Below are 26,997 nucleotides of genomic sequence, written 5' to 3' on the forward strand. Positions count from 1 at the left end.
TAAGTGAATATTATTTGAAAAACACACCCGCAGGTTTTCACCAAACCCATCACAACGCAAGCAAAGAAAGGAAAAAGTTTTCAACACCCAGGGTCGTTCAAGTAGGGAAATTTCGGATTAAATAGCCGAAAAAGGATCATGCAAAACTGTATTGTTCCGAAATAGCCGATCAATTAGCAAATCGACCCAACCGATTCTTTCGATCCGGAACGTCAAAAATAAAATTATAAAACAGGGAAATCGGATCAGTTTTCTGGACGATCCAGCCCGACTTTGGAAAGGGCAGCATCCTGATTGCGGGCCAATATGTCCGCATCAAAGTTTCCGACCAGATCGTTGAATATCTGATACCAGTTCAGATGCGCATCAAGGCGCAGGAACAACGCACCAAGCCCAACGGCCGCACGATCCACCAGAACAAATTCGCGCGGCGGCTTGACCCCACCGACGCGGCGCAACTCACGGTGCACCCTGCCCGCGACCTCCGCCCCATAGGCCACCGAATTGGTTTCATCCATCCGGCGTTCGCGATCATCAAGGATCGGGCCATAGACAAAACCAGCCCAGATATTAAGAACATCAATCAGTTCTCGTGACGGGTTATCGAATCCCCAGCTTTGATAGGCATGAACCGCCTTTTCCTCGTCCTTATCCCGCAATGCTTCATAAAGCGTGATGACGGCATTGACGAAAGCAGGCGGGAAAATACGGATACAGCCGAAATCAAGCAGATTGACCGACAGATCATCGCGCAGCGAATAGTTCCCCAGATGCGGATCGCCATGAATCACGCCATAACGGTAAAATGGTACATACCACGCGCGAAACATGTTCAGCGCCACCTGATTGCGTGCTTCCTGCGACGGATCACTATCAAGGAAGCTCTGGAATTTCTGCCCAGTCTGCCACGTCATGGTCAGAAGCCGCTTGGTCGTAAGGTCCATCACCGGTTCGGGCACATGCACGCAATTTTCATCCGCCACCATATGGCGATAAAGCTGCATGTTGCGGGCTTCGCGTTCGTAATCAAGTTCTTCACGCAGGCGCGCGGTCAGTTCCAACTGGATATTTTCGGCATCAATCGCGCTGTCATACCGGCGATAGATCGCAAAGGCAGCGCGAAGCTGCTTAAGATCGGCTTCCACTGTCGCCGACATATCGGGATATTGCAGCTTGCAGGCCACCGTTCGACCATCATCAAGTGTGGCACGATGAACCTGCCCAAGCGATGCCGCGGCCACCGCATCACGGCTGAAATCGGTGAATTTTTCCTGCCATCCCGCCCCCAATTCGGTGCGCATCCGGCGTTTGACAAACAGCCATCCCATACTGGGGGCATCCGCCTGAAGCGTTGCCAGTGCCTGGGTATATTCCTTTGGCAGGGCATCGGGGATGGTCGACAGGATTTGCGCAACCTTCATCAACGGGCCCTTAAGTCCGCCCAAGGCGGATGTCAGTTCGGCGGCATATTTCGCATGATCGATATCACCGCCGAACATTTTTCCCGTGGCAAGGCGTGCAGCCAGCTTTCCAGCCGACGCCCCCACCTTCGCATAACGACGAACCCTCCCGCCGAACCGATTGCTCTCGTTTTGGGCGGTGAAATCTTCGTCGTCATTGCTCATCTCAGGAAAGTTCCTCCAACTCGTCGATCATGCGTTTGATCATGTTAAGGCCGCGCTGCCAGAATGCCGGATCGGAGGCATCCAGACCGAACGGTGCCAGCAGTTCCTGATGGCGTTTGGTGCCACCGGCTTTCAGCATTTCGAAATATTTCTGCTGGAAACCGTCTTCGGCATTTTCATAAACGTCATACAGCGAATTCACGAGGCAATCGCCAAACGCATAGGCGTAAACATAAAACGGCGAATGGATGAAATGCGGGATATAGGACCAGTAAAATTTGTACTCGTCCTCGTACCGGATCGCATCACCCAGACTTTCATGTTGTACGGCAAGCCAGATCTCGCAGATCTCATCGACCGTCAACTCCCCTTCGCGGCGCTTGGTATGGACGCGTTTCTCAAATTCAAAGAACGCGATCTGGCGCACGACGGTGTTGAGCATATCCTCGACCTTGCCGGCCAGCATGATGCGCTTCATCTTCGGATCTGTTTCCGCCCGCAGCATCGACTGGAAGGTCAGCATTTCACCGAAAACAGACGCGGTTTCCGCAAGTGTCAGCGGCGTATCGGACAGGAAATAGCCCTGCTCCCCGGCAAGAACCTGATGAACCCCATGGCCAAGTTCGTGCGCCAGCGTCATCACGTCGCGCGTTTTGCCGTGATAGTTCAGCAGAAGGTACGGGTGGGCTGACGGTACGGTCGGATGGGCAAAGGCCCCCGATGATTTACCGGGGCGCGGCGGCACATCAATCCACGGATTATCAAAGAATTTCTGACCGACTTCAGCGAGCTCGGGCGAAAATTCACCATATGCCTTAAGGACGGTTTTACGCGCCGTGTCCCAATCGATATGGCGATCATCATCATCTGGAAGCGGCGCATTGCGATCCCAGTAATCAAGCTGATCAACGCCAAACCATTTGGCTTTGAGGCGGTAATACCGATGCGACAGATCGGCATGGCTGCTGGCGACTGCGGAATTCAGCGCCTCGACAACATCGTCTTCGACCTGGTTTGACAGGTTGCGCGCCGACACGGGGGTTGCGAATTTACGCAGCCGGTCGTCAATTTCCTTGTCCTTGGCCAGCGTATTGGTGATATGGGCCAGAAGCTTGATGTTTTTGCCTAGGACATCGCCAATCGATTTTGCCGCTGCCTTGCGTTCCGCCACCTTGGTCGAAGACAGCATATTGGCGACATCCGACATGGTCAGTTCTTCGCCATTCATCGGGAAACGCAGATCGGCCATCGTCTGATCGAACAAACGCACCCATGCGCTTGAACCGGCAACGCGGCGTTCATGCAGGACCTGCTCGACCTCGTCCGAAAGTTGGTGCGGACGGAAAGCACGGTTTTCATCAAGCCACGGGCGATAGCGGCGAAGGGCGGCACTTTCGTCATATTTTGTCGAAAGCACCTCTTCCTCAATCCGGTTGATTTCAAGACCGAAGAACAGCGACAGGCTGGAAATGCTCGTCATTTCTTCCTGAACGGATTGATAGAACTGACCAATCGCAGCGTCCGAGCTATCGCCTGCATACAGCAGTTGGGCAAATGATCCGATCCGGCCACAGACTTCACTGATGGCTTCATATTCGGCAATTGCGGCTGCAAGTTCATTCCCCGAAAGATCGGCAAGCTTGCCCTGATAGTTTTTCTGGAAGGCGTCCGAGCGGGCTTTGGCATCGTCAAGATCACGCCGGATGGCCGGGTCTTTGGGATCGTTATAGAGATCGGTCAGATCCCAGGTCGGCAAATTCTTGTCGGTCGCGTTCATTTGTCCTCCAGACAGTCGATTATGCCATCAGGCCTTTTACATTCAGGCCCGAAACATCCATGCCCCGATATATGCTGGCCGGGGGCCCTGCGCCAGTGCCGATAACAGCTTTGTCTGTGCGCGCACATCAAACGGGGCGAATTTCAATACCGACAATAGCGTTTTGAACCCGGCTTGTGAAATCGCTATCATCGATGGAACCCAACGAATTTTTCCTACGGTGTGAAGTCGCACGCATTTGAACGGTTCAAAGATCATTTTCCGGCTGCGTAATGCCGCAATCCCTGATAACAAAAGCAATGTGGCCCCGTGCATCTGTGATGGAAGGCCGAACTTTTGATAGTTTGCGATCACAATGCGGTGACAGACGTAAACAGTGACGCCAAGATCACTGTATGAAGACTAAGAGAAACGACAACAAGGCAAGGAAGCGTCATGACGAATTTGCAGGATTATGCCGATTGGCAGAACTTGCCGTCGATGTTTTTCAAACAGGCTGAAAAATACGGGGATGCTCCGTTCTTGTGGACCAAGGATGGTGAGACAGGTGAGTTTGTCCCGACCAGCTGGAATGACGCCGCCGATCAGGTGCGCGCATTGGCGCGCTCGCTTTATAAAATCGGGGTTCGCCCCGGTGACCGGGTTTTGCTGGTGTCGGAAAACCGCACCGAATGGGGTATTGCCGATCTGGCGATCATGTGTGTTGGTGCCCTGACCGTTCCCGCCTATACCACCAATACCGAACGCGATCATCTGCACGCGATCGAAGACAGCGGTGCAGGCATTGCCATCATATCGACCAAAAAACTCGCCCAGCCGTTCTTGCATGCTGCCCTTGATAGCGGGCGCTGCCGTCATGCCATCATGATGGAAGACTGGGGTCAAAGCTTTGTTGGTGACATCACCATCATCCGCTGGGAAGATATGATTTCGCAGGGGCGCGGACTAACCGATGATATCGATGCATGGGTTGCCAATATTGAACGCGATCAGCTTGCCTGCCTGATATACACATCCGGCACGGGCGGCGCGCCCAAGGGCGTTATGCTCAGCCATGGGGCGATCCTGTCAAACTGCATGGGGGCGTTTGATATCATCGAAACGCTGGGGATCGAGGAAGAAGTCTTTTTGTCCTTCCTGCCATTGTCGCATTCGTATGAGCATACCGCGGGCCTTTACTTCCCGATGAGCATCGGCGCGCAGATTTATTACGCCGAAAGCCTCGACAAGCTTGCCGCAAACCTTGCCGAAGTCCGACCAACCATCATGACGGCGGTGCCGCGCCTTTATGAAATGCTCTATCAGCGCATGAGCCGCATGGTCGAAAAAGAAGGCGGCTTCAAGCAGAAGCTGTTTAACCTGACGCTCAAGCTTGGTCGCAAGACTTACGAAAAAGAACCGCTCAGCCTGATTGAAAAAATCCAGAATTTCGTTTGCGAGATTCTGTTGCGCCGCAAATTGCGTCAGCGTTTCGGCGGCCGGATCAAGGCCATGGTATCAGGCGGCGGTCCTCTGAACTACGAACTTGGCGTTCTGTTTGTTTCGTGCGGCATTCGTATCCTTCAGGGATATGGCCAAACCGAATTTGCCCCGGTCGTGTCGTGCAACCGTGCCGAAAACAACAAATTGCGTACTGTTGGCCCGCCGATGGTCGGGGCCGAGGCGAAAATCGCCGATGACGGCGAAATCCTGCTGCGCGGCGAAAGCATGATGAAGGGGTACTGGAACCTGCCCGAAGTCACTGCTGCCACCATCATAGATGGCTGGCTGCATACCGGGGATATCGGCAAGTTCGACGAAGAAGGCAGCCTTGTCATCACGGACCGCAAAAAGGATATCATCGTCAATTCCGGGGGCGACAATATCTCGCCCCAACGGATCGAGGGTCTTCTGACGCTGGAAACCGAAATTTCCCAGGCGATGGTTTACGGCGACGACAAACCTTATCTGGTTGCTGTCCTGTGGCCGGACGAGGATTTCATGCGCGAATTCGCCAAGGAAAACGGGATCGAGAACAATATTGATCTCCTTGGCGAGAACGAGGAATTCCGCAAGAAAATCCGCACCGCGGTTGATCATGTCAATCGCCGTCTTTCGACGATTGAAAAGGTCAGAAGCTTTACCTTCGCCGAAAGCCCGTTCTCGATTGATAACGAGATGCTGACGCCATCAATGAAAATCCGTCGCCACAAGATCAAGGCAGCCTATGGCCAGGCTCTTGATGCCCTGTATCAGCGCAAACGTGGCGGGCAGTAACAGGAACCAATGGCAAATCATTTGGCGGATAAACCGATGTTAACCCTGATCCGGGGCCTTCCCGGATCAGGCAAATCAACCCTTGCCGCCGCGATTTGCCAGATAACCGATGCAGTCCATCTCGAAGCCGATCAGTTCATGATCGACCGCAACGGCAATTACCGGTTTGATAGCCGCAAACTGCGTGACGTTCATGCACGCTGCGAAGCCGAATGCGACGGGCATCTATCAGCCGGGCAAAGCGTTGTTGTTTCCAACACATTTAGTGAAATCTGGGAAATGCAGGCCTATCTCGACATGGCGGAACGCCACCATGCCGCATTGCAGATCATCGAATGCCATGGACGATTTGGCAATATCCATGGCGTCCCCGATGATAAAATCAACGCCATGCGCAAACGCTGGCAACAGCTTCCCGAACGTTATAGCTAAGCCGTTCAGTTCACGGTCGAAAAGACCTTTTTCAACACATCCGTTGTCCAGCGTGACGGATCAGAACGGATATCGGCTTCCTGTTTTGCGATGTAATAAAACAGGCCATCCATCGCCTTGTCGGTGGCATGATCGGAAAGTGACGCCTTGATATCGGGCACCATCGGCAATGTGTCGTACTGCCCCATCATCTGATCATAAAGCTGCAACGCGCCGGTTTCGGCCAATGCTTCGCCAATTACCGGCCGCAATCTGCTTTCGATATCCCCGCCCGATACACGGCGCAGATATTTCGTCGCGGCATCTTCCGGCCCATCAAGAATACCCTTGGCATCTTCAAGCGTCATGCGGCTGACGGCATCGGCGAGAATATCACCGGCATCCCGCATGGTCTGTTCGGCCGCGCGGTTCATTCGCAATTCAATTTCCTCGCCATAACTGCCAAGCCCGGCAGCACTTAGCAGGGATTGCGCATGCTTGACGCTATCAGGCAGCGGAATATGCGCCACCGGATCGGCATTGAAGCCATCCGTCACGCCAAGATCGGTGGTGACAACCTCAACCCCCTTATCAAGCGCCTGACGCAGGGCATCGGAGACCGTTTCATCGGATAACCTCGCCATCGACGCCGAACTGCTGCCCGATCCGCTGCCAGTCGTGTTCCCTGTCACGCTGCCAAGTGCTTCCTTAGCCTTGTCAAAAAACGATTGCGCAGATGCATCAACCGATAGTCCGGCCATCAGGGCCAGAAACGACGCGGACACAATCAATCGGGTAAAGGTCTTGGGTTTTGGTGGCAGTGATCGCATGGATGTCCCCTTGGATTTGGTATTTTCATCATCCTGCAGGCAGATCATGGCCTTGAAAAGACAAAACCCCGATCCGGGACCGGGGTTTTGCAAGATTTCAAATCTGCGATGATCAGTCGACCAGTTCGACCTTCTTGCCGTTCAGAAGTAACTGACCGCCTTCAGCAGAAACCGGGATGGTATCGCCATCCTTGATCCCACCTTCAAGGATTTGCATTGCAAGCGGGTTTTGCAAATAGCGCTGAACAACCCGCTTAAGCGGACGCGCACCATAGACCGGGTCATACCCCTTATCGGCCAGCCAGCTTTTGGCAAACTCGTCAAGCTGCAGGGTGATCTTGCGATCAAACAGCAGTTTTTCAAGACGCCCCAACTGGATATCAACAATCGTATCCATCTGGGCACGTTTCAGGCGATGGAACAGAAGGACTTCGTCCAACCGGTTCAGGAATTCCGGGCGGAACGACGCCCGCACGACTTCCATCACCTGGCTGCGCAATTCGCTGCTATCATGACCTTCTTCCTGATTGGCCAGAATGTCGGCCCCCAGGTTCGACGTCAGGATGATCAACGTATTACGGAAGTCGACCGTGCGTCCCTGCCCATCGGTCAAACGACCTTCGTCAAGAACCTGCAACAGAACGTTGAACACATCGGGATGGGCTTTTTCAACTTCGTCAAACAGCACCACCTGATACGGACGCCGCCGCACTGCTTCGGTCAGCGAACCGCCTTCCTCGTACCCGACATAGCCCGGAGGCGCACCGATAAGCCGTGACACCGCATGTTTTTCCATGAATTCCGACATATCGATGCGGACCATGGCCTGTTCATCGTCAAACAGGAACTGCGCAAGCGCCTTGGTCAATTCAGTTTTACCAACACCAGTCGGGCCAAGGAACAGGAACGATCCCATCGGCCGGTTCGGGTCCTGCAACCCGGCACGCGCACGGCGCACCGCGTTCGAGATCGACCTTACGGCTTCATCCTGACCGACGACGCGTTTGCGCAGGATATCTTCCATCCCAAGCAGCTTTTCACGTTCGCCTTCCAGCATCTTGTCAACCGGGATACCCGTCCAACGCGACACGACCGAAGCAATGTGCTTTTCCGTCACCGCTTCTTCTTTCATGCCGTCGGCCTGATCGTCTTCGGCCTTTTCAAGCAACCGTTCCAGTGCCGGGATTTCTTCGTATTGAAGCTGCCCGGCACGGTCCAGACGTCCGTCACGCATCGCGCGTTCAAGTTCGCCGCGTGCCTGATCAAGCTGTTCCTTGATATGGGTCGATGCCGCCAGTTCCTTTTTCTGGGCTTCCCATTTCGCAGTCAGCTCCGCCGATTTGCCTTCAAGTTCGGCCAGTTCCTTATCAAGGCGCCCCAGACGATCTTTCGATGCCCGGTCTTCCTCTTTCTTAAGCGCCTCGCGCTCGATCTTCAGCTGAATGATACGGCGATCAAGCTCGTCAATTTCCTCGGGCTTTGAGTCCAGTTCCATCCGAAGGCGCGAAGCCGACTCATCCATAAGGTCAATCGCCTTATCGGGCAGGAAACGATCCGTGATGTACCGGTTCGAAAGCGTTGCCGCTGCCACCAGCGCATTATCGGCAATACGCACGCCGTGATGGAGTTCGTATTTTTCCTTGATGCCGCGCAGAATGGAAACTGTATCGGAAACGCTGGGTTCTGAAACAAAGACCGGCTGGAAACGACGGGCAAGCGCCGCGTCTTTTTCAATATGCTGCCGGTATTCGTCCAGGGTCGTTGCCCCGACGCAGTGAAGCTCGCCGCGCGCCAGTGCCGGTTTCAGAAGGTTCGACGCATCCATCGACCCCTCGGCCTTTCCGGCCCCGACCAGCGTGTGCAATTCGTCAATGAACAGAACAATCTGTCCTGCTTCGGCCTCGATCTCGGACATAACCGCTTTCAGGCGTTCTTCAAACTCGCCGCGGAACTTGGCACCGGCAATCAGCGCCCCAAGATCAAGCGACAGAAGCTTTTTGTCCTTAAGCGTTTCAGGCACGTCACCCTTGACGATGCGCAACGCCAAACCCTCGGCAATGGCGGTTTTACCCACGCCGGGCTCGCCGATCAGAACCGGGTTGTTTTTTGTCCGGCGCGACAGGACCTGTATGGCGCGACGAATTTCCTCGTCGCGACCAATCACCGGGTCAAGCTTGCCTTCACGTGCTGCAGCCGTCAGATCACGCGCATATTTCTTAAGCGCATCATACTGGCTTTCCGCACCGGCACTATCGGCAGTACGGCCTTTACGGACGTCATTGATGGCACCATTAAGCGCCTGCGCGGTAACGCCCGCATCGGCCAGGACCTTGCCCGCAACCGATTTCGGATCAAGTGCAATGGTCAGCAACAACCGTTCAGCAGTGACATAGCTGTCACCCGCCTTCTTGGCGACTTCCTGTGCCTGATCAATCAACCGGGCAAAATCGGACGACAGATAAATCTGGCCATTGCCGCCCGATACCTTGGGCAGTTTTGCCAATTCCTGCGCACAGCGATCCTGTGCCGTTTTCGGCTTTCCGCCCGCCGCCTTGATAAGATTGGCTGCCAGACCTTCTTCGTCGTCAAGCAGCACTTTCAGAAGGTGGATCGGCACAAATTGCTGATGGTTTTCACGCAGCGCCAATGATTGCGCCGCCTGAAGAAAGCCTTTGGACCGGTCCGTAAATTTTTCGAATTCCATGCCTGTCACTCCTTGAGCCAACAGTATCGTAACATGCGGACCTTCTTGGAAGCATCCGCGACCTTAAGTGGTTTTATCCACAATGGAAATTATCACCCTTTCCATTGCCGACGTCTTTGATATGTCTCAGTTTCAGGGCTTTGCAAGACGATACCCCTACAAAAGTTGCAAGAATTAATTGTGCATCGCAAAACCGTTTTCTGGCATCATTCAAGATTGCGACGAAAAGCACTGTCATTCCCGGCAAATCCGTTGCGCAAGACCGCACAGGAAGTCTTGCCCTTGGGAATGCAAGGCATTAACGTCGCCCTTCATATTTTTACGGCTTGCAACCCGGCCCGCCCCGTTTGCCGATATGCATATTATGCCACACAGGATCGAATGCCATGACTGTCCAGCTTAAAGCCATCAAACGTTACCCCGTCAAAGGGCTCAGCGGCATTGAAATGCCTGCCGCCGACATCACTGCACACAAGATGCTGCAAGATGATCGTCGCTTCATCATCGCCACCCAATCATCGGTCGGTCAGGACGGTGTGCACGAATGGGCGCGCAAAAGCAATTTCCTGCAACTGGTTAACACGCCCAAGCTGGCTGAACTCGGCATTGAATATGACGATGCCACGACGACACTGGCGATCCTGCGCAACGGCCGGGCAATCTGCAAAGGCAATATTGACGACAAGATGGGCCGTACCGTGATTGAGGATTTCCTGTCGGCATTCCTGAAAAACGAGATCGCCGGAACGCCCAGAATTTATTCTGTCCCCGATGTCAGCTTCGGCGACATGAAGGAACCCTATATCTCGATCATCAATCTGGCATCGGTGCGCGATTTCGGCGACCGTGTCGCCCAGACAGAAATCGATCCGATGCGCTTCCGCGGTAATCTGCTGATTGACGGGCTTGAACCATGGGCGGAACTGAAATGGGAAGAAGGCCAGATCATTCAGATTAATGGCGTTGATTTCCGCGTTATCCACCCGATCACACGCTGCAAAGCAACCAGCGTCAACCCCGGCACGGCAGAGTCCGACATCAATGTGCCCCTGCTGCTGCGTAAAGGTATGAACCACCTTTATATGGGGGTTTATGTCGAAGCACTCGGTTCCGGTGCCATCCATCCGGAAGATATAGTCACCGTGGCATAATGCTAGCTGAATGTCGGGGCATGTACGGCCATGCCCTGAAACATCTCGTCATGGTACCAGTCGATCCGGTATGCCCGGATCGGCGGGGTTCCTTTACGAAACAGGATCTGTTCTTCGACCGGGAAACGCGCAACTTCGGTTGATCGCAGGATTGGCTGATTGTCCTGGGGTCGCAGATGCACCGGGCGATCACCGCTTACACCACCCCCGGTATCGTCAAATTTCGACATCGCAGTCAGTCCGGCAACCCAATCCAGGTTGAAAGCCCCATCCTGGCTCAGCACCGAAATCGCATCCGCCTTCCCGACAACATTTTCCCAATTCAGGCAAACATCCATCAGGCCGCTAACACCGGAAAAACCGGGCCAGATGATCATACCATCGCCAAACCCGCCACCCAAAAGACGTTCAAATAACGGCATCCGGCCAACGGCCTCGATACCGTCCAGCAACACCAGAAATTCTGCATCCCCGCTTTTCCAGTCCCGGCGGGCAATCAGCTGCATCATCGCACCAATCATCACCCGGCTGAATGCGGTTTGGGTGGCCGGTGTGTCACCGCCCATTTGACCGACAATGAAAATGGATACCGGTCGCCCCGTCAGATCATCAAGACCAAATGTGCTATTGCTGACGACACGTGCAATCGCCGGATTGTCAAAATCGGCCGTTGCCATCCGGCACGCCTCGATAATCGACATCCGCTGATCTTCGGTCATATCAAGGATCGTCAGGGCGATATCAGAAATCCTGCCATCTGCGGATTCAATCCCCATCAGATCCTCAAGTATTTTATAGAAACGGTGCGATGGCATGACCAGGTTGCGGCGAACTTCGGCAAGGCTTCTGCTTTCTTTCAGGCTGGTTTGCATTGTGTAAACAATGAACCCCTGCAAAAGGGTGCGTGCCGCACGTGTTTCCTGCTCGTCCAGTTCCTGTACAAATGCCGGTGCCAACAATGTATCGGCAATCAAACCGGCATCGGCAATTAATCCTTCGCCCTGCTGGCGTATAAAATCGCATGGATTGAACTGATCGGTTTCTGCGCCGGCCTGACCATGCGGATCAATCACGATGATCCGCTGCCCAAGTTTTTTGCGGCGCTCATGCACCGCACGATAGATGCTGCCATAACGTTCATAAACAAACAGCGCACCAGTATGGAGCAAGGCGTTTGGCTCCGCCGAAGCGCGATAATATTCTTCCGGCTTGCTGGCGAATGTTATCACTCGGCGCAATCCCGATGCCCCGATCAGGCGCTCTTCAGCCCCCCAGCGTCCCAGAACGATTGACGGCTTGGGATCAAGAAGCTTTCGCGCTTCCAGGTCTTCGGCCTTGGCCCATTGGCCCTCGGCTTTCATCTTGGCCGCTACCATTGGTGATACAGATTGTTTTTTCTTCGACGGGGATGATTGCGCACGATTAAGCACGATCACAACCAGCGGCAGGAACATCGGAATGATAAAACAAACCGCCCCTAACAAAGCCAGCTCATAATCACCGTTAAAAACGCCAAGCGCGACAACCATAGCGCCAAGCGCCCACAGCAGTACCATAATGACGCGGAACAAGCCTGCCCCCATCATTCACCCCCCAAGAATGTTTACCTGTCTTTTAGCGAAGAGACCCCAATGCATTAAAATGCCTTTCGATCCTCCAGCAGGTCATACTTCCATCAAGTGATAGCAGTTAAAATCTGCAGTTGCATCATATTAACTATTTATGGATGCTGGGTTTCACATCAAGAAGTCCAATTGACAGCACCGTAAATAAAGCTGTGGCAACGTGGCACTTCGAGGGCCCGGAAACAACAAACCCCGCGGGATTTCTCCGGCGGGGTTTGTTGTAATCGTGACAAGCCAAATGATCAGGCGGAAACCGGTTCCGCTGATTTGTCTTCGCTTGTACCTTCATCGCCATCTTCGCGACCGGCAGCACGGCTGCGGCCACGACGCGCTGTCGGATGACGGCCACGTGTGCGGCTTGTTCCGGCAGCAGCTTTGCGCGGTTTCTTTTCTTCGCCGTCCGCCGACCTATCGGTATCAGCATCGGCATTGTCAGCTGGGCCAATATCCAAAGATGGCTGATCGCTGTCTTCGGATGCGGCTTTTGGCGGGCGACCACGCGGCGCAGCACGGCGTGCACGCGGTGCACGTTTTACCGGTGCAGCATCACCATCGTTGTTGTCCGTGGAAGAAGCAGCAGAAGAAGCTGCAACATCATTGCTATCGGCCGAATTGGTGCCGGTATCATTGGACGTATTATCTGCCGACGCCGCAACATCATCCTGATTGACAGAATTGTCGCTGCTGTCGTCCCCATTCTGGTTCTCGCTGCGCTCGTCACGGTTCGGGCGGTTGTTGCCCCGATCGTTACGGTCATTGCGATCATTTCGCTGCGGACGCGGGCTGTTATTGTCGCCACGCTCTTCACGACGCTGGTTTTCCCAGTCAATCGCGGCTTGCAGAATACGATGATAGTGTTCCGCATGCTGGTAATAGTTTTCAGCAAGGACCGGATCGTCAGTACAATCCTTCGCCAGCGAAACGTATTTTTCGTAAACCTGCTGGGCGTTTCCACGAACGCGCCCGTCCGGACCGTTACTGTCAAAAGTCTGAAATTTCGGATTTACAGGACGTTTATTCGGCTGCTGCCGACCGCGCGGACGCTTATTATTGTTGTTGTTGTTGTTATTTCTCATATCAACATGTCTTTGGTGTTGAAGGACAAATCCGGATTCATAAAGGAATCCCGGAACCACTCCGTCTGAAAAACATATTTCCCGCTAAACAGCACCGATTGAACGGCACTACGACAAACCCGCCGAAAACCTTAAAGGGAACGGAGATTCATTACTGTTTACAGGGGAACACGGCGCTTTCATAGCGCGTCGGGCACCCGGCCCGTAAAAACAACCTATATGGCTTGACGCCTTATTCCAACTGTTTTTTTCAATGCCCGTATTTTTTTTGCAATGACGTGGCAGATCGGTCAGATCACACAGCGCCCGACAGAACAGCGGGTCTTTTTGGCTGCAACGCAGCGCACGATGCCACCCAGATCCTCCCGATATTCCACGCCGACAAATCCGGCCTCGACCAAAAGGCGGGCAACGTCTTCTTCCTGTCCCTGCCCGATTTCAAAAATCACGAATCCGGCCGGTTTGACGAGTGAAAATGCAACCTGTGACAGAATGCGATACGCACTAAGCCCGTCACCTTCATCGGTCAGCGCCAGACGCGGATCATATTCGCTTACTTCAGGCGATAACATTTCCATATCTGCCCGTGTGATATAGGGCGGATTGGACACCACCAGATCAAAACCTTCCTGGCGTTCCTCGTCCGTAATCGCACTGTCCCAGTCCGACACACGAAACTCAACCTGATCGCCAAGATCAAGGCGGTCGGCATTTTCGCGTGCGCAGGCAACTGCCCCCGCACTGATATCAACGCCAAGCCCACGGGCATTTTGCAGATCGCCGACGATGCATAACAACAGGCATCCCGTGCCGGTTCCGAAATCAATAACCGTCGGCACGTCGCGGTCTTCAAGCCAGTCCAAAGCCAGTTCGACAAGCGTCTCGCTATCAGGACGCGGATCAAGGGTTTCGGGGGACAGCTTGAAACTGTGACGCCAGAAATCCCGTTGCCCCAAAATGCGTGATACCGGTTCGCGCTTCAAACGGCGTGCGATCATGTCCCGGAATTTTGCTGCACGGTCATTGGCAACCACATCCTCGGGCCATGCCGCAATCCGGCTACCATCAACTTCTGCTGCATCGGATAATAGAATACGGGCATCCATTCGGGCATTTTCGATACCAGCATCACGCAATGCGCCAACCGCCTCGGCCATCAGCGCGCCAAGGGTTACCAAGTTGTCGGTCGTGGTGGCATGGTCTGCCGTCATGGGATCAATTCTCGATCTCGGCCAGTTTCTGGGCCTGATCTTCCGCAATCAGGGCATCAATCATTTCATCAACCGACGGTCCACCTGTAATGAAATCATCCAGTCGATAAAGGGTCAGGTTGATACGATGATCCGATACACGCCCCTGCGGGAAGTTATAGGTGCGGATGCGTTCCGAACGATCCCCGGAACCGACCTGTGATTTACGGTCGGCTGCGCGCGCGCTGTCCTTGCTTTCACGCTCCTGATCATACAGGCGCGAAAGCAGCATCTTCATCGCCTTTTCCTTGTTCTTGTGCTGCGACTTTGCTTCCTGGCTGGCAGCGACCACACCGGTCGGGATATGGGTGATACGCACCGCACTATCCGTGGTGTTAACGTGCTGGCCACCCGCCCCTTGCGAACGATAGGTATCGATACGCAAATCTTTTGGATCGATATGGATGTCGACCTCCTCGGCTTCGGGCAGAACGGCAACGGTTGCCGCCGAGGTATGAATGCGCCCGCCACCTTCGGTCACGGGCACACGCTGCACCCGATGCACGCCACTTTCAAATTTCAGGCGCGCAAACACGCCCGAACCCGATACGTTGACGATGACTTCCTTGTATCCGCCGAGATCGTTTTCATTGGCGTCCATCTGCTCGAACTTCCAGCCGCGGTTTTCCGCGTAACGCTGATACATGCGATACAGATCGGCGGCAAACAGGGCAGCTTCCTCGCCCCCGGTACCAGCGCGAATTTCAAGGATGGCGTTCTTTTCGTCCGCATCATCCTTGGGCAGAAGCATCAGCTTCACGTCATGCTCGGCCTTCGGCAGCACGTCGAGGATTTCATATTTCTCGGCTTCGGCCATTTCGCGCATATCGCGATCAGAACCCGCATCGTCAAGAATTTCCTGCGCACCTTCTAGATCAACGCGAAGCTTTTTGACCTTTTCGACCGCTTCGACAATCGGCGACAGCTCGGCATATTCGCGCGACAGTTTGGCAAACGAGTCACCATCCACCGCTCCACCTGACAGCAGGGATTTGAGCTCGTCGAACCGGCGTACAACGCCATCAAGTTTACCGGGGTCCAGACTCACTCTTTTTCCTCCTTCGGGGGGTCATCATTCTGTTCGGCTTTGGTGCCATTCGGTTCGGACTGCAACGCGAACAAACGCGTCAAAAGCTTTTGTGCCTTCATCCATTCGACCGTTCCCGCACCATCCGTGGTTGCCGCAAGGTCTTTAAGCGCTTGGGTCGGTGCATGCAACAACCTATTGATCAAAAGCCGGGTTGCCTTTTCAGCATCACCGTGGCTCTCGCGCAGCGCATCATCACGCACCGTTTCGAAATGTGTTCTTAAATCCGCCATCGCCGGGATCGCGGCACGCTCGGCCCGAACACGGACGAAATGTTCAACCTCTTCCTCGATCAGTGCCCAGGCTTCGTCGGCCTTTTCTTCACGCCCGCCACGCCCTTCGGCGGCAATTTTTTCAAGATCATCCAGCCGGTAAAAGAACACTTCGTCTATTTCGTCAACCTGCGGGTCGATATCACCGGGAACGGCGGTATCGATCATCAGAACCGGCCGATATCGTCTGCGTTTGATTGCGGCAAGGGCGCGCGTTTTGTCAATAATATAGCGGCGCGATCCACCCGCGGTCAGAACCATGTCCGCCTCGGCCAACAAGCGATCCAGATCATCAAGTTCCGACCAGTGGCAATCAAGGCGGCGCGCCACAAGACGCGCCCGTGCCGCCAGCCTATCAGTCACAAGAACCCGACCCATACCGCGTTCGGCAAGGGATGCGGCAATCAGTTCGCCCATGTCCCCCGCACCCGCCAAAAGCAATGTGCAGTTGGCAATATCGCCATGCAGGTCACGCGCAACAGACTGTGCCGCCGCGGCAATCGAAACCGCCCCCTGCCCGATCCCCGTCCGACTGCGCACCTTTTTGGAAATGGCATAGGCCGTCTGATAGACCAGTTCCAGTTCGCGTCCGACAAGCTGATGCTGCCGTGCGATCCGGTGGGCATCCTTGACCTGTCCGAAGACTTCCGGCTCGCCAATCACCAGACTGTCTAGCGACGCGGCAACCGCAAACACATGGCGCAACGCATCACGCCCGGAACGGATATAAAGCTCGCTTGCCAGCTTATCGCGATCAATATCCGCCCAAAGCGCCAAAAGATCGATCAACCGTTCCCGGCCGCGTTCGGCTTCGGACGCAAGCAAATGGATTTCAGTGCGGTTGCAGGTCGAAACCACGATCGCCTGACCCAAACGGGCCTGCAAAATCGCCGACAGGAACTGCGGCAGGCGGGCTTCGTCGATGAACAGACGGTCGCGCGTATCCTCGCTGGAGCGCCGATGATTGGTCCCGATCACCATCAGACGATCCAGTGGCCAGTCTCCGGCTTCTTCACGCGCGAATGCGTCTGTCACCCTGCACTTACCTTTTGCCGATTACGCCTGCAAGCTGATCAAGTGCGATTTCCTGCTGCTCGCCACTGTCAAGGTCGCGCAACTGTGCAATCCCCTTGGCCAGTTCGTCATCGCCAAGAATAACCGCAAGATGCGCATTGGCCTTGTCCGCACGCTTCATGCGCTTTTTCATGTTACCGGCATAGCCAAGCTCGACCGCGACCCCCGCCTCACGCAAAGTCTGCGCCAGCGTGCGGCATCGTGCCTCGGCAGCATCCCCCATCGGGATCAGCGCAACCGGGCGTGGTGCTGCCGGGGCTTCACCGACCATCAATGCCAGACGTTCAACACCTGCAGCCCAGCCAACGCCAGCCGTCTGCGGGCCACCCATGGTCGAAATCAGGCCATCGTAACGGCCACCGGCCATCACGGTGCCCTGTGCACCAAGGGTGTTGGTCGTGAACTCGAAACAGGTATGACAATAATAATCCAGACCACGCACCAGACGCGGGTTCAACTCATACCCGATCCCGATATCACCAAGTCCACCAGTCAGCGACTTGAAGAATTCCTGACTGTGTTCATTCAGATATTCGGCAAATAGCGGTGCGTTGGCCACAAGTTCCCTGTCGCCTTCATCCTTGGAATCAAGGATACGCAGCGGGTTCTTTTCAAGACGCGCCCGGCTATCTTCCGACAGCCTGTCGAAATGTCCCTTGAAATAATCGACCAGAACATCGCGATACGCAGCCCGGCTTTCGGGATCGCCAAGGGTATTGAGCTCAAGCGTTATGCTTTCCCAAAGACCAAGGCTTTTAAGGATATGCGCGCCGTATGCGATCATTTCGATATCGCCCGCGACCTGCTCGACGCCCAGAAGCTCCGCACCGATCTGATGGAACTGGCGCTGGCGGCCTTTCTGCGGACGTTCATAACGGAACATCGGCCCATAGTAGGAAACCTTGACCGGTGACATCTGCTGCATCCCGTTCGAGATGTAGGCGCGCGCGATTCCGGCCGTCCCTTCGGGGCGTAGCGTGATCTGTTCACCACCGCGATCCTCGAACGTATACATTTCCTTTGTCACGACATCGGACGTATCGCCAAGGGTCCGTGCAAAGACATCGGTAAATTCGAAGATCGGCGTGGTCATGCGATGGTAACCATACAACTCGCCGATGTCGCGCGCGACCTGCGCGATATGATCCTGCAGACGGTTCTGTTCAGGCAGAAGGTCATGCGTGCCACGGACGGGTTGAAGCGATGCCACTTTGGGGTCTCCGATCTAACTTGAATTCCAGATATTTGCGCCAAAATGATCGGCCCAAATTCATATGAACATGAAAATAGCTTTCCACCCGGACGGCGGAAAGCCAAAATTCGTCAATTCTGCTACGCTATTCTGCCGCGGCCAGCTTTGCCGCTTCTTCGGCTTCGATCTTGGCGGCGCGTTCTTCGACCAGTTCGACGATATGGTCGACCATTTTTTCGGTGCTGATATTGTGATCCGGGCGACCGGAAATATACATCTTGTGGTTTCCACCACCGCCACCGGTAAGCCCGATATCGGTTTCACGCGCCTCGCCTGGGCCATTGACGATACAGCCAATGATCGACAACGAAATCGGCGTCGAAATGTGCGCCAGCCGTTTTTCAAGCTCCGCCACGGTATCGACAACGTTAAAGCCCTGACGTGCACAGGACGGGCAGGAAATGATCTGCACACCGCGGGTCCGAAGGCCCAGAGATTTCAGAATGTCATAACCAACGTGGATTTCCTCGACCGGGTCTGCCGAAAGCGACACACGCAACGTATCGCCGATACCGGCCCACAGAAGGTTGCCCATGCCAATCGCCGATTTAACAGTACCACCGCGAAGGCCACCAGCCTCGGTAATCCCCAGATGCAAAGGATAATCGCATGCCTCGGCCAAACCGTAATAGGCGGCAACCGCAAGGAATACATCCGATGCCTTGACCGAAATCTTGAACTCGTAGAAATCCTGATCTTCAAGGATTTTGGCGTGGTTCAACGCACTTTCGACCATCGCCTCCGGGCAGGGCTCGCCATAACGTTCCAGCAATTCCTTTTCAAGCGACCCGGCATTGACCCCGATACGCATCGAACAGCCGTGATCCTTTGCCGCCTTCACGACTTCACGTACACGATCGGTCGATCCGATATTGCCCGGGTTGATCCGCAGGCACGCTGCACCGGCTTCGGCGGCTTCGATGGCACGTTTGTAATGGAAATGTATATCGGCGACGATCGGGACATGCACCTGCTTGATGATGTCCTTAAGCGCCGCGGTCGACTCCCGATCCGGGCAGGAAACACGAACAATATCGGCACCTGCTTCTTCAAGGCGCAGGATCTGATCCACGGTCGCAGCAACATCGGTGGTCAGGGTATTGGTCATCGACTGCACCGAAATCGGCGCGTCTCCACCAACTTCCACATTACCAACGCGGATCTTGCGGCTTTTGCGGCGTTCAATATCTCGATAAGGGCGGACGCTCATTTCCGGTTCCAAGCAAATCTGTGTCTCTAGGCCGACTATATAGCTTATCAAGTGCCAATTAGAAACCGTTGCCTTACGGTTTTTCCGTCAGATTTTGCAAAGCTGTCATAAAAAAAGCGGCCTGATATGGCCGCTTTCTTCAAAATCTTTGGTGCCCTCATGATAACGAGAGGGCCCGGCACTACTGTGCAGGTGCTACACCGGCCCCTTCAAGGGCCTCAACATCAAGAGAGAAGTCCGAAATCACCGCACCATATTCACCGACCGGCAAGGCTTCCTTGCCATCAATGCTGTAGGTAAGTGCCCCGGCATTACCGACTTCAAGCATCAGCCCGTTTTTATTGGGCACGCGATAGGTATCCCCCGCACTCAGCATCCGGGTCAGCAGGATGTTGCCATCACCTTCGCGAATGCGAACCCAACTGGTTTCGACCGCCTCAATGGTAACACGGCTGTCAAGATTGACCGCACCAAACACACGCCCGCCACCAACTTCGTCAACAGCCGGTGCTGCCGGAACAGAAGCCGTTTCCGCCGCTGGTGCAACTGGTGCCGATGACGGCGACTGTGCGGTTGATTGTTCCGGTGCTTGCGCTGTCGGGGCAGGTGCTTCGGCAACTTCGTTCTGTGCCGCAGGTGTTTCTGCCGGTACCGTATCAGCCACTTGCGGGGCTTCTGCGGTTTCCTCCACCGGTTCCTGTTCTGTCACGACAGATGCAGGTGCATTTGAATCATCCGCTGGCGCTTCCGCCGTTTCGGCAGGTTGCTCTGCGGATGCGGATGGCTCGACTTCTGCCGCACGGGCATCCGCCGCATTTTCAAGATTGCGTTCCGGAACGGCCTGCTCACCACCCGACGTATAACTTGCAAGACGTTCAGGCAGCGGATCAACGAGATCAGCAATCGTTTTTCCCTGGCTCGACAAGTAATACCAGCCACCATAGGCACCGATACCAAGCAATGCCGCAATCAGAAGAACCGCTCCACCGGGAACGCGGCTTTCCTGAACAGGTTTTGGGAAACTAAGCTCGCTTCGGGCTGCGGGCGCATTGCTTTCCACGCGGAAACGCCGCACGATTTCTGCCCCGTCAAGTCCGAGATGTTCGGCATAGGCTTTAACAAAGCCCAAACCATACGGGCCACCGGGCAACACCGAATAATCGCTGTTCTCGATCGCCTCGATATAAATCTTGCGGATACGCAATAACTGACAAACGTCTTCCACGCTCTGACCAAGGCTGTTCCTGGTATGGCGCAAAAGGCGTCCTACCTCGGTCTGGTCAGCGGAATTACCGGTATCTGCTTCCATCTTAATGTCATTTGACGGCCCATTTCCAGGCAAAGGCCTGAAACGCAAGCGCCCCCCGGATTGCTCGTCCAAATGATCTTCCTTTCGCTTTCCGATCGCCAACTCCGCACCCCCACGTTACGATCTAGCAATAAAAATAGCAGAATCCCCACCAAAAGCGATTGTTTTTAAAGTTTTACACCGTGATCTATTGCGAAAGCCTTAAGACGCGATCGCAATGACTTGGTCGAACTTCCCATCACCGACAGGACATATCCTTCAACGCTTCTCACATTCAGACTCCGGACCATTTCCTTTACAGGACCGATAGAAGCCGGTGCCATGGACAAGCGGCGAATGCCCAATCCGATCAGGGCCATCGCTTCAAGTGGTCGCCCGGCCATCTCGCCGCAGATGGTCAGACGCACATTCCGTTCGTCACACAATGTGACAAGCTGCCGCATAAATGCAAACACACTTGGCGAAAGTGTATCATATCGCCCTTCCAACCGCGGGTTTCCACGATCAGCAGCGAACATGAACTGCAGCAGGTCGTTGGTTCCAACCGACAAAAAGTCGACACGCTCCAGAAGCGCCGGTGCCTGCCATATCAGCGCCGGAACCTCCAGCATCGCGCCAACCTCGACCCGGTTCGGTACATAGCCGCGTTCTGCTTCGCGTTTCAACTGCTGATCCAGAAGCGCCCTTGCCTGGTCGAACTCTGCGACTTCGGCAATCATCGGGAACATGACATACAGGTCCCGCTCATGGGCGGCCCGGATCAACGCGCGCAACTGATGAACAAGCACTGCAGGCCGATCCAGCGTAATGCGGATCGAGCGCCAGCCCATCGCCGGGTTCTCTTCTGTCATATCCTCCCAATAGGGCAACAATTTGTCACCCCCGACATCAAGCGTCCGAAACACGACCGGACGACCTTCCGCCTGTTCAAAGATCCGGGTGTAAAGCCGGGTCTGATCGCCAATATCTGGCATGGCCGATCTGACCATAAATGGAATTTCCGTCCGATAAAGCCCGATCCCGTCCGCGCCGCTTTCAATCACATGGGGTACATCGATCAAAAGCCCCGCATTGACGTTCAGCGAAATATCAATCTCGTCACATGTCCGGGACGGCATATCGCGCATCTGCGCATAAAGCGCCTTGCGCTCGGCCCGCGCACGAAGCGCACCGTCAATAACCGAACGGACATCTTCACTCGGCCGGACGAACAATTGTGCATTGTCGGCATCGACAATCAGCGGATCACCGGTTTCGACCTTGTCGAGAACCCCTTTAACCCCGCCCAGCACCGGAATATCCAGCGCACGCGCAACAATTGCCACATGTGACGTATGCGACCCTTCTTCAAGAGCAAGGCCGCGCAGGCGGGTATGATCATAATCCAGAAGTTCCGCCGGACCGATATTTCGCGCCACCAGAATGATATCGTCGGGCAACTCGCCAAAGGCCGGGGACTGATACTGCCCCGAAAGATGCTGCAGCAGACGGTTCGCCAGATCTTCAAGATCATGCAAACGTTCGCGCAGATACGGATCGCTGACCTGGGCCATGCGCGCACGGGTATCATCATGAACCTTCTGAACCGCGGCTTCCGCCGTAAGGCCGGTATGGACCGCCTCGGTAATGCGGTTAAGCCACCCGGTATCCTGCGCAATCATTTTATAGGCTTCAAGGATATCGCCCGGATCATCATCGCCGCCACTGCTATCCATTCCCGCAACAGCTTCAAGCATTTTGTCGAGATGGTCCTGAAGCCCGCGCATGGCGTCGCGAAGCCGGGTCAGTTCCTCGTCCGGATCATCGGATACCATCCGGTCGATGACAATACGCGGCTCATGAAGAACCGCAACGCCCTTGCCAATCCCCGGTGCCAGACGCGCCCCACCAAGCCGCAAGGGCAAAAGCGCAATCCCGTCGGTCGGAATCAGTTCATCGCGGCTGACCAGTTCGCCACCGGCGACCATTTCGGCCAGCACCATGGCAACGTTTTCAAGCGCTTCCTGCTCGTCCTCTGAATAAAGACGTTCGGTCCGGTTCTGCACGGCAAGGACGCCAATGATACGGCCCCCACGCAGGATCGGCACACCGATCATGGAATGATAGATTTCCTCGCCGGTTTCCGGACGGTAAGCAAAGTTCGGATGGCCTTGCGCATCTTTAAGGTTAAGGGGCCGCGCATGGGCCGCCACATAACCGACAATCCCCTCGCCCACCCGAAGGCGGGTCATATGAACTGCCGCCGGTGCCAGACCGCAGGTCGCGAAAAGTTCCAGCACCTCGCCCGCGCGCATCACGTAGACCGAACATACCTCCGCCACCATATCGGCGGCGATGATGGTCACGATCTGCCCAAGGCGCTCTTCTGCCGTCCCCGGACCAGCCATGACGTCGCGAACGCGCTTTAACAGGCGTCGCGGACCAGTGACTGCGGCGGACGGCATGCTCATCGGGTTTAACTGTCTCTTCTAACGAGGGACTGAACGGCCTGTTCGACCAGTTCTTCCAGAATTTCGGATACCGGTTGTTCTTTCTTTACCATACCAACCGACTGTCCTGCCATAACCGATCCGCCATCGACATCACCATCGATAACAGCCCGGCGAAGCGCACCGGCCCAGAAATGTTCGATCTCAAGCTGGGCTTCACCCTGATCAACCTCACCGGCGCGGAATTTGGCAATTACCTTGCGCTGGGTTTCAAGGAATTCATCGGTTCCCTTATTGGCAAGGGCACGTACCGGAATAACCGGGAAACGTTCATCAAGCTGAACCGTGGTGACCGCATCGCGTGCGCTGGCACGAATGAAGGCCTTTTTGAAATCGGGATGCGCAATACATTCGGTTGCGCATACCAGTCGCGTACCGATCTGAACACCGGCCGCCCCCTGTTCAAGCAATCCGGTAATGGCTTCGCCGCGCGCGATGCCTCCGGCACAGAACACCGGAACATCGCGCATTTCCGGCAGGATTTCCTGCGCCAGAACCGTCAGGGAAACCGGGCCTATATGACCACCAGCTTCGCTGCCTTCGATCACCAGCGCATCCGCACCCGAGCGCACCAGTTTTTTGGCCAAAACCAGTGCCGGGGCAAAACAGATGACCTTGGCAAATTCCTTGGCTTTCTTGATCGCTGCCGATGACGGCAGACCACCGGCCAGAACGACATGACCGACTTCATGCTCACGGCAAACCTCGATCAGGTCATCAAGCATCGGGTGCATGGTAATCAGATTGACGCCAAACGGCTTTTTGGTCAGGGCCTTGGTCCCGGCGATTTCAGCCGACAGCAATTCCGGGGTCATCGACCCGCACGCAATCACACCAAAGCCACCGCCATTTGAAACCGCCGCCACAAGGTGACGTTCTGAAACCCAGGACATTGCACCCGCCATGATGGCGTAATCCGTTCCCAGAAATTCCTTGCCCGCCGCCCACAATTTTTCAAGGCGGGCGCGTGCGACATCGAATTTCGGATCTCTCATATCATTCTGTACCCCAAAGCAGAAATGCAGGAAACCAAGGGTTCCCTGCCATTTCATCATAAAGGCCGAAACCGATAGTTCCAGCTAGTATGTAATAATTGACGCAATTTAACAGTGACTTAATCACAGGCCATGCAAGTCACATTATATTAAATTACTCGGCATCAAGACCATAAGCGGTATGAAGCGCGCGAACTGCCAGTTCGGTATATTCTTCGGCAATCAGAACGCTTACCTTGATTTCCGAGGTCGAAATGACCTGGATATTGATGCCTTTTTCCGCAAGCGTTTCGAACATCTTGCGCGCAACGCCAACGTGCGAACGCATGCCCACACCAATGATCGACACCTTGGTCACATCTGATGTGCTCAGCAATTCCTTATAGCCGATCTTGGCCGAATTGCCCTCAATCACCGACAGCGCACGTTTGAATTCGCCGCGCGGCACGGTAAAGGTCATGTCGGTGCTTTTACCGTCTTCTGAAACGTTCTGCACGATCATATCGACATTGATATTGGCCTCGGCCAGCGGGCCGAAGATAGAAGCAGCGATTCCCGGTTTGTCGGCGACTTTCACCAAGGTGATCTTGGCTTCGTCACGGCTATAGGCAATCCCGCTGACGACTTCCTGTTCCACGATTTCGTCCTCGTCTACAACAAGTGTTCCTTCCGCATCACTAAAGGAGGAGCGGACCTGTACCCGGACGCGATGGTTCATGGCCATCTCGACAGAACGGGTCTGAAGGACCTTCGCACCAAGCGATGCCAGTTCCAGCATTTCTTCGTAGGTAATCTTTTCGATCTTGCGCGCCTTGGGCACGATGCGCGGATCGGTCGTGTAAACCCCGTCAACATCGGTATAGATATCGCAACGATCCGCCTTCAGAGCCGCGGCAAGCGCCACCGCAGAAGTATCCGAACCGCCACGGCCCAGCGTGGTAATGCGGTTGTCAGGTGCGATCCCCTGGAAACCGGCAACACAGACAACCTCGCCGCTATTCATGCGCTTGTCGAGTTCGGTTGTATCGATTTCCTTGATACGTGCCTTGGCATGCGCGCCATCGGTCTTGATCGGAATCTGCCAGCCAAGCCATGAACGTGCAGGCACGTCCATGCTTTGCAGCGCCATGGCGATCAGGCCAACTGTCACCTGCTCGCCCGATGATACGATCACGTCATATTCGCGCGCGTCATACATCGGCGAAATTTCATCAGCCCAGCCGACCAGTTCGTTAGTCTTGCCCGACATTGCCGAAACAACAACCGCCACCTGGTTCCCGGCATCGACCTCGGATTTGACCCGACGGGCGACGTTCTTGATCTTTTCGACATCGGCGACCGATGTGCCGCCGAATTTCATGACAATACGGGCCATGAAGTATCCCCGCTAAGCTTGCCATCCATCGGAGTTCCGAAGAAGACGGCATGTGATCCGGCCCTCGATCGATTGGCGCAGGCCATCAATGCGGCGCGCCACCTGATCCGGGCGGCGTTATCAATACTGCCATACTCTTTTGGAAACAAGCATCAACGCAGGGGAAAATTGCATCGATTCATTTTTTATTCGGGTTTGATGCGCCAGATGCCTCCCCAAGGGCGCAAAACGCGAAATATCCTGCGAATTCTTACCTGAAAACCCTGACAACACATGCGATTGGCGCAAGGCACGTTTCGATTTCCCTCATGCTGACAAAGCCCTCATTCGCCCGGCGTCAGGACCTTGATGCCCGGCAAACTATTGCCTTGCCGGGCGCGCCCGCGTAAACAGGGCAAAGAAAATCAACGTCACGCCATCGGAGCCGCCCATGTCGCACGCATCCGCCAATAACAGCCGCACCGCCAATGCCGAGGAAATCGCACGCTTTTCCGCAATGGCCGAAAAATGGTGGGACCCGAACGGCGCGATGAAGCCCCTGCACAAGTTCAATCCGATCCGCTTGCAGCTTCTGCGAGATAATATCGCTGCCCATCTCGGACGCGATGCCAACCAGCTTGACGTCCTGAAAGATGTCGAAATCATCGATATCGGTTGCGGTGCCGGTCTTCTGTCCGAACCGCTGGCACGCATGGGCGCAAAAATGACGTCAATCGACGCTGCCGAAAACAATATCGAAGTCGCAAAAGTCCACGCTGCGCAATCGGGCCTTGCCATTGATTATCGCAATTGCACCCCGGAAATGCTGGTCGACGAGGGCAAGCAGTTCGATATCGTTCTGAATATGGAAGTCATCGAACATGTCGATGACCCGCAATTCTTCATGCAGGCCTGTGCGGCGTTACTCAAACCCGGCGGGTTGATGTTTGTTGCCACCCTGAACCGGACGATCAAATCGCTGGCACTGGCAAAATTCGGCGCTGAATACATCCTGCGCTGGTTGCCTGCTGGCACCCATGACTGGCGCAAATTCGTCAAACCATCGGAAATGTCGGGTTTGCTGCGCGGTGCCGGTCTTGATCTCGTGGATATCACAGGTGTGACCTACAACCCGATCACCGATAAATGGTCAGCCGCCCCGCGCGATCTTGACATCAATTACATGGTGATCGCGCAAAAACCCGCCAAAGCCTGATCCTATAGCTGAAAACGTATTTTAGGACAGCACA

19 protein-coding genes are annotated in these 26,997 nt (G+C 54.9%); 4 read left to right on the forward strand and 15 right to left on the reverse strand.

What is annotated here, in order from left to right; translation table 11 throughout:
• Window positions 1-245 precede the first annotated feature (245 nt).
• Both P8T57_RS03430 and P8T57_RS03435 read right to left on the reverse strand, forming a co-directional pair.
• Window positions 246-1,625 (reverse strand): AarF/ABC1/UbiB kinase family protein, encoded by a 1,380-nt coding sequence (locus P8T57_RS03430; protein ID WP_341364589.1) that lies wholly within the window; start codon window positions 1,623-1,625, stop codon window positions 246-248.
• Between the two features lies 1 nt (window position 1,626).
• Window positions 1,627-3,402, reverse strand: coding sequence for a M3 family oligoendopeptidase (locus P8T57_RS03435; RefSeq protein WP_341364590.1), 1,776 nt, complete (start codon window positions 3,400-3,402; stop codon window positions 1,627-1,629).
• A gap of 435 nt (window positions 3,403-3,837) precedes the next feature.
• Here P8T57_RS03435 and P8T57_RS03440 point away from each other — a divergent pair, with 435 nt between their 5' ends.
• Entirely contained in the window at window positions 3,838-5,658 is a 1,821-nt protein-coding gene (locus tag P8T57_RS03440) for a long-chain fatty acid--CoA ligase (protein WP_341364591.1), read from the forward strand.
• 36 nt (window positions 5,659-5,694) lie between these two features.
• A complete protein-coding gene (locus P8T57_RS03445; RefSeq protein WP_040061069.1) occupies window positions 5,695-6,090 on the forward strand; it encodes an ATP-binding protein in 396 nt (131 codons plus the stop codon).
• A gap of 5 nt (window positions 6,091-6,095) precedes the next feature.
• Here the strand turns inward: P8T57_RS03445 and P8T57_RS03450 are convergent, their stop codons facing one another.
• Both P8T57_RS03450 and clpB read right to left on the reverse strand, forming a co-directional pair.
• A complete protein-coding gene (locus tag P8T57_RS03450) occupies window positions 6,096-6,899 on the reverse strand; it encodes a DUF4197 domain-containing protein (protein WP_341364592.1) in 804 nt (267 codons plus the stop codon).
• Between the two features lie 112 nt (window positions 6,900-7,011).
• Window positions 7,012-9,603 carry an ATP-dependent chaperone ClpB gene (gene clpB, locus P8T57_RS03455; RefSeq protein ID WP_037990211.1) on the reverse strand — a complete coding sequence of 864 codons (2,592 nt, stop codon included), beginning with the start codon at window positions 9,601-9,603 and terminating at the stop codon, window positions 7,012-7,014.
• Window positions 9,604-9,989: 386 nt separating this feature from the next.
• Here clpB and P8T57_RS03460 point away from each other — a divergent pair, with 386 nt between their 5' ends.
• Window positions 9,990-10,754, forward strand: a complete 765-nt coding sequence (locus P8T57_RS03460) for an MOSC N-terminal beta barrel domain-containing protein (RefSeq protein WP_341364593.1) — start codon at window positions 9,990-9,992, stop codon at window positions 10,752-10,754.
• 2 nt (window positions 10,755-10,756) lie between these two features.
• On the opposite strand, the gene P8T57_RS03465 is transcribed toward P8T57_RS03460, so the two are convergent.
• The 11 genes from P8T57_RS03465 to P8T57_RS03515 form a co-directional block, all read right to left on the reverse strand.
• On the reverse strand, window positions 10,757-12,325 hold the full coding sequence (locus P8T57_RS03465; protein ID WP_341364594.1) for a type IV secretory system conjugative DNA transfer family protein: 1,569 nt from the start codon (window positions 12,323-12,325) through the stop codon (window positions 10,757-10,759).
• A gap of 296 nt (window positions 12,326-12,621) precedes the next feature.
• Window positions 12,622-13,455, reverse strand: a complete 834-nt coding sequence (locus P8T57_RS03470) for a DUF4167 domain-containing protein (RefSeq protein WP_341364595.1) — start codon at window positions 13,453-13,455, stop codon at window positions 12,622-12,624.
• A 290-nt stretch (window positions 13,456-13,745) separates the two neighbouring features.
• The gene (prmC, locus tag P8T57_RS03475) at window positions 13,746-14,666 is read right to left on the reverse strand and encodes a peptide chain release factor N(5)-glutamine methyltransferase (RefSeq protein WP_341364596.1); all 921 of its coding nucleotides are present in this window, start codon (window positions 14,664-14,666) and stop codon (window positions 13,746-13,748) included.
• A gap of 4 nt (window positions 14,667-14,670) precedes the next feature.
• Entirely contained in the window at window positions 14,671-15,753 is a 1,083-nt protein-coding gene (prfA, locus tag P8T57_RS03480) for a peptide chain release factor 1 (RefSeq protein WP_341364597.1), read from the reverse strand.
• Window positions 15,750-17,099: a glutamyl-tRNA reductase gene (hemA, locus tag P8T57_RS03485; protein WP_341364598.1), complete on the reverse strand. Its 1,350-nt coding sequence runs from the start codon at window positions 17,097-17,099 to the stop codon at window positions 15,750-15,752. The genes prfA and hemA overlap by 4 nt, the downstream gene beginning before the upstream one ends.
• 7 nt (window positions 17,100-17,106) lie before the next feature.
• Window positions 17,107-18,348 (reverse strand): histidine--tRNA ligase, encoded by a 1,242-nt coding sequence (hisS, locus tag P8T57_RS03490; protein ID WP_341364599.1) that lies wholly within the window; start codon window positions 18,346-18,348, stop codon window positions 17,107-17,109.
• Between the two features lie 127 nt (window positions 18,349-18,475).
• The gene (ispG, locus tag P8T57_RS03495; RefSeq protein ID WP_007091119.1) at window positions 18,476-19,600 is read right to left on the reverse strand and encodes a flavodoxin-dependent (E)-4-hydroxy-3-methylbut-2-enyl-diphosphate synthase; all 1,125 of its coding nucleotides are present in this window, start codon (window positions 19,598-19,600) and stop codon (window positions 18,476-18,478) included.
• A 181-nt stretch (window positions 19,601-19,781) separates the two neighbouring features.
• Window positions 19,782-20,909 carry a RodZ domain-containing protein gene (locus P8T57_RS03500; RefSeq protein WP_341364600.1) on the reverse strand — a complete coding sequence of 376 codons (1,128 nt, stop codon included), beginning with the start codon at window positions 20,907-20,909 and terminating at the stop codon, window positions 19,782-19,784.
• Window positions 20,910-21,076: 167 nt separating this feature from the next.
• Window positions 21,077-23,359, reverse strand: a complete 2,283-nt coding sequence (ptsP, locus tag P8T57_RS03505; RefSeq protein WP_007091121.1) for a phosphoenolpyruvate--protein phosphotransferase — start codon at window positions 23,357-23,359, stop codon at window positions 21,077-21,079.
• A gap of 5 nt (window positions 23,360-23,364) precedes the next feature.
• The gene (locus P8T57_RS03510) at window positions 23,365-24,393 is read right to left on the reverse strand and encodes a nitronate monooxygenase (protein ID WP_040061073.1); all 1,029 of its coding nucleotides are present in this window, start codon (window positions 24,391-24,393) and stop codon (window positions 23,365-23,367) included.
• Between the two features lie 154 nt (window positions 24,394-24,547).
• A complete protein-coding gene (locus tag P8T57_RS03515) occupies window positions 24,548-25,768 on the reverse strand; it encodes an aspartate kinase (RefSeq protein ID WP_063092370.1) in 1,221 nt (406 codons plus the stop codon).
• A gap of 430 nt (window positions 25,769-26,198) precedes the next feature.
• Here P8T57_RS03515 and ubiG point away from each other — a divergent pair, with 430 nt between their 5' ends.
• Entirely contained in the window at window positions 26,199-26,963 is a 765-nt protein-coding gene (gene ubiG, locus P8T57_RS03520; protein WP_341364601.1) for a bifunctional 2-polyprenyl-6-hydroxyphenol methylase/3-demethylubiquinol 3-O-methyltransferase UbiG, read from the forward strand.
• The last annotated feature ends 34 nt before the right edge of the window (window positions 26,964-26,997 follow it).

Source organism: Thalassospira sp. SN3W (assembly GCF_038070535.1).
Taxonomy (GTDB): domain Bacteria; phylum Pseudomonadota; class Alphaproteobacteria; order Rhodospirillales; family Thalassospiraceae; genus Thalassospira; species Thalassospira xiamenensis.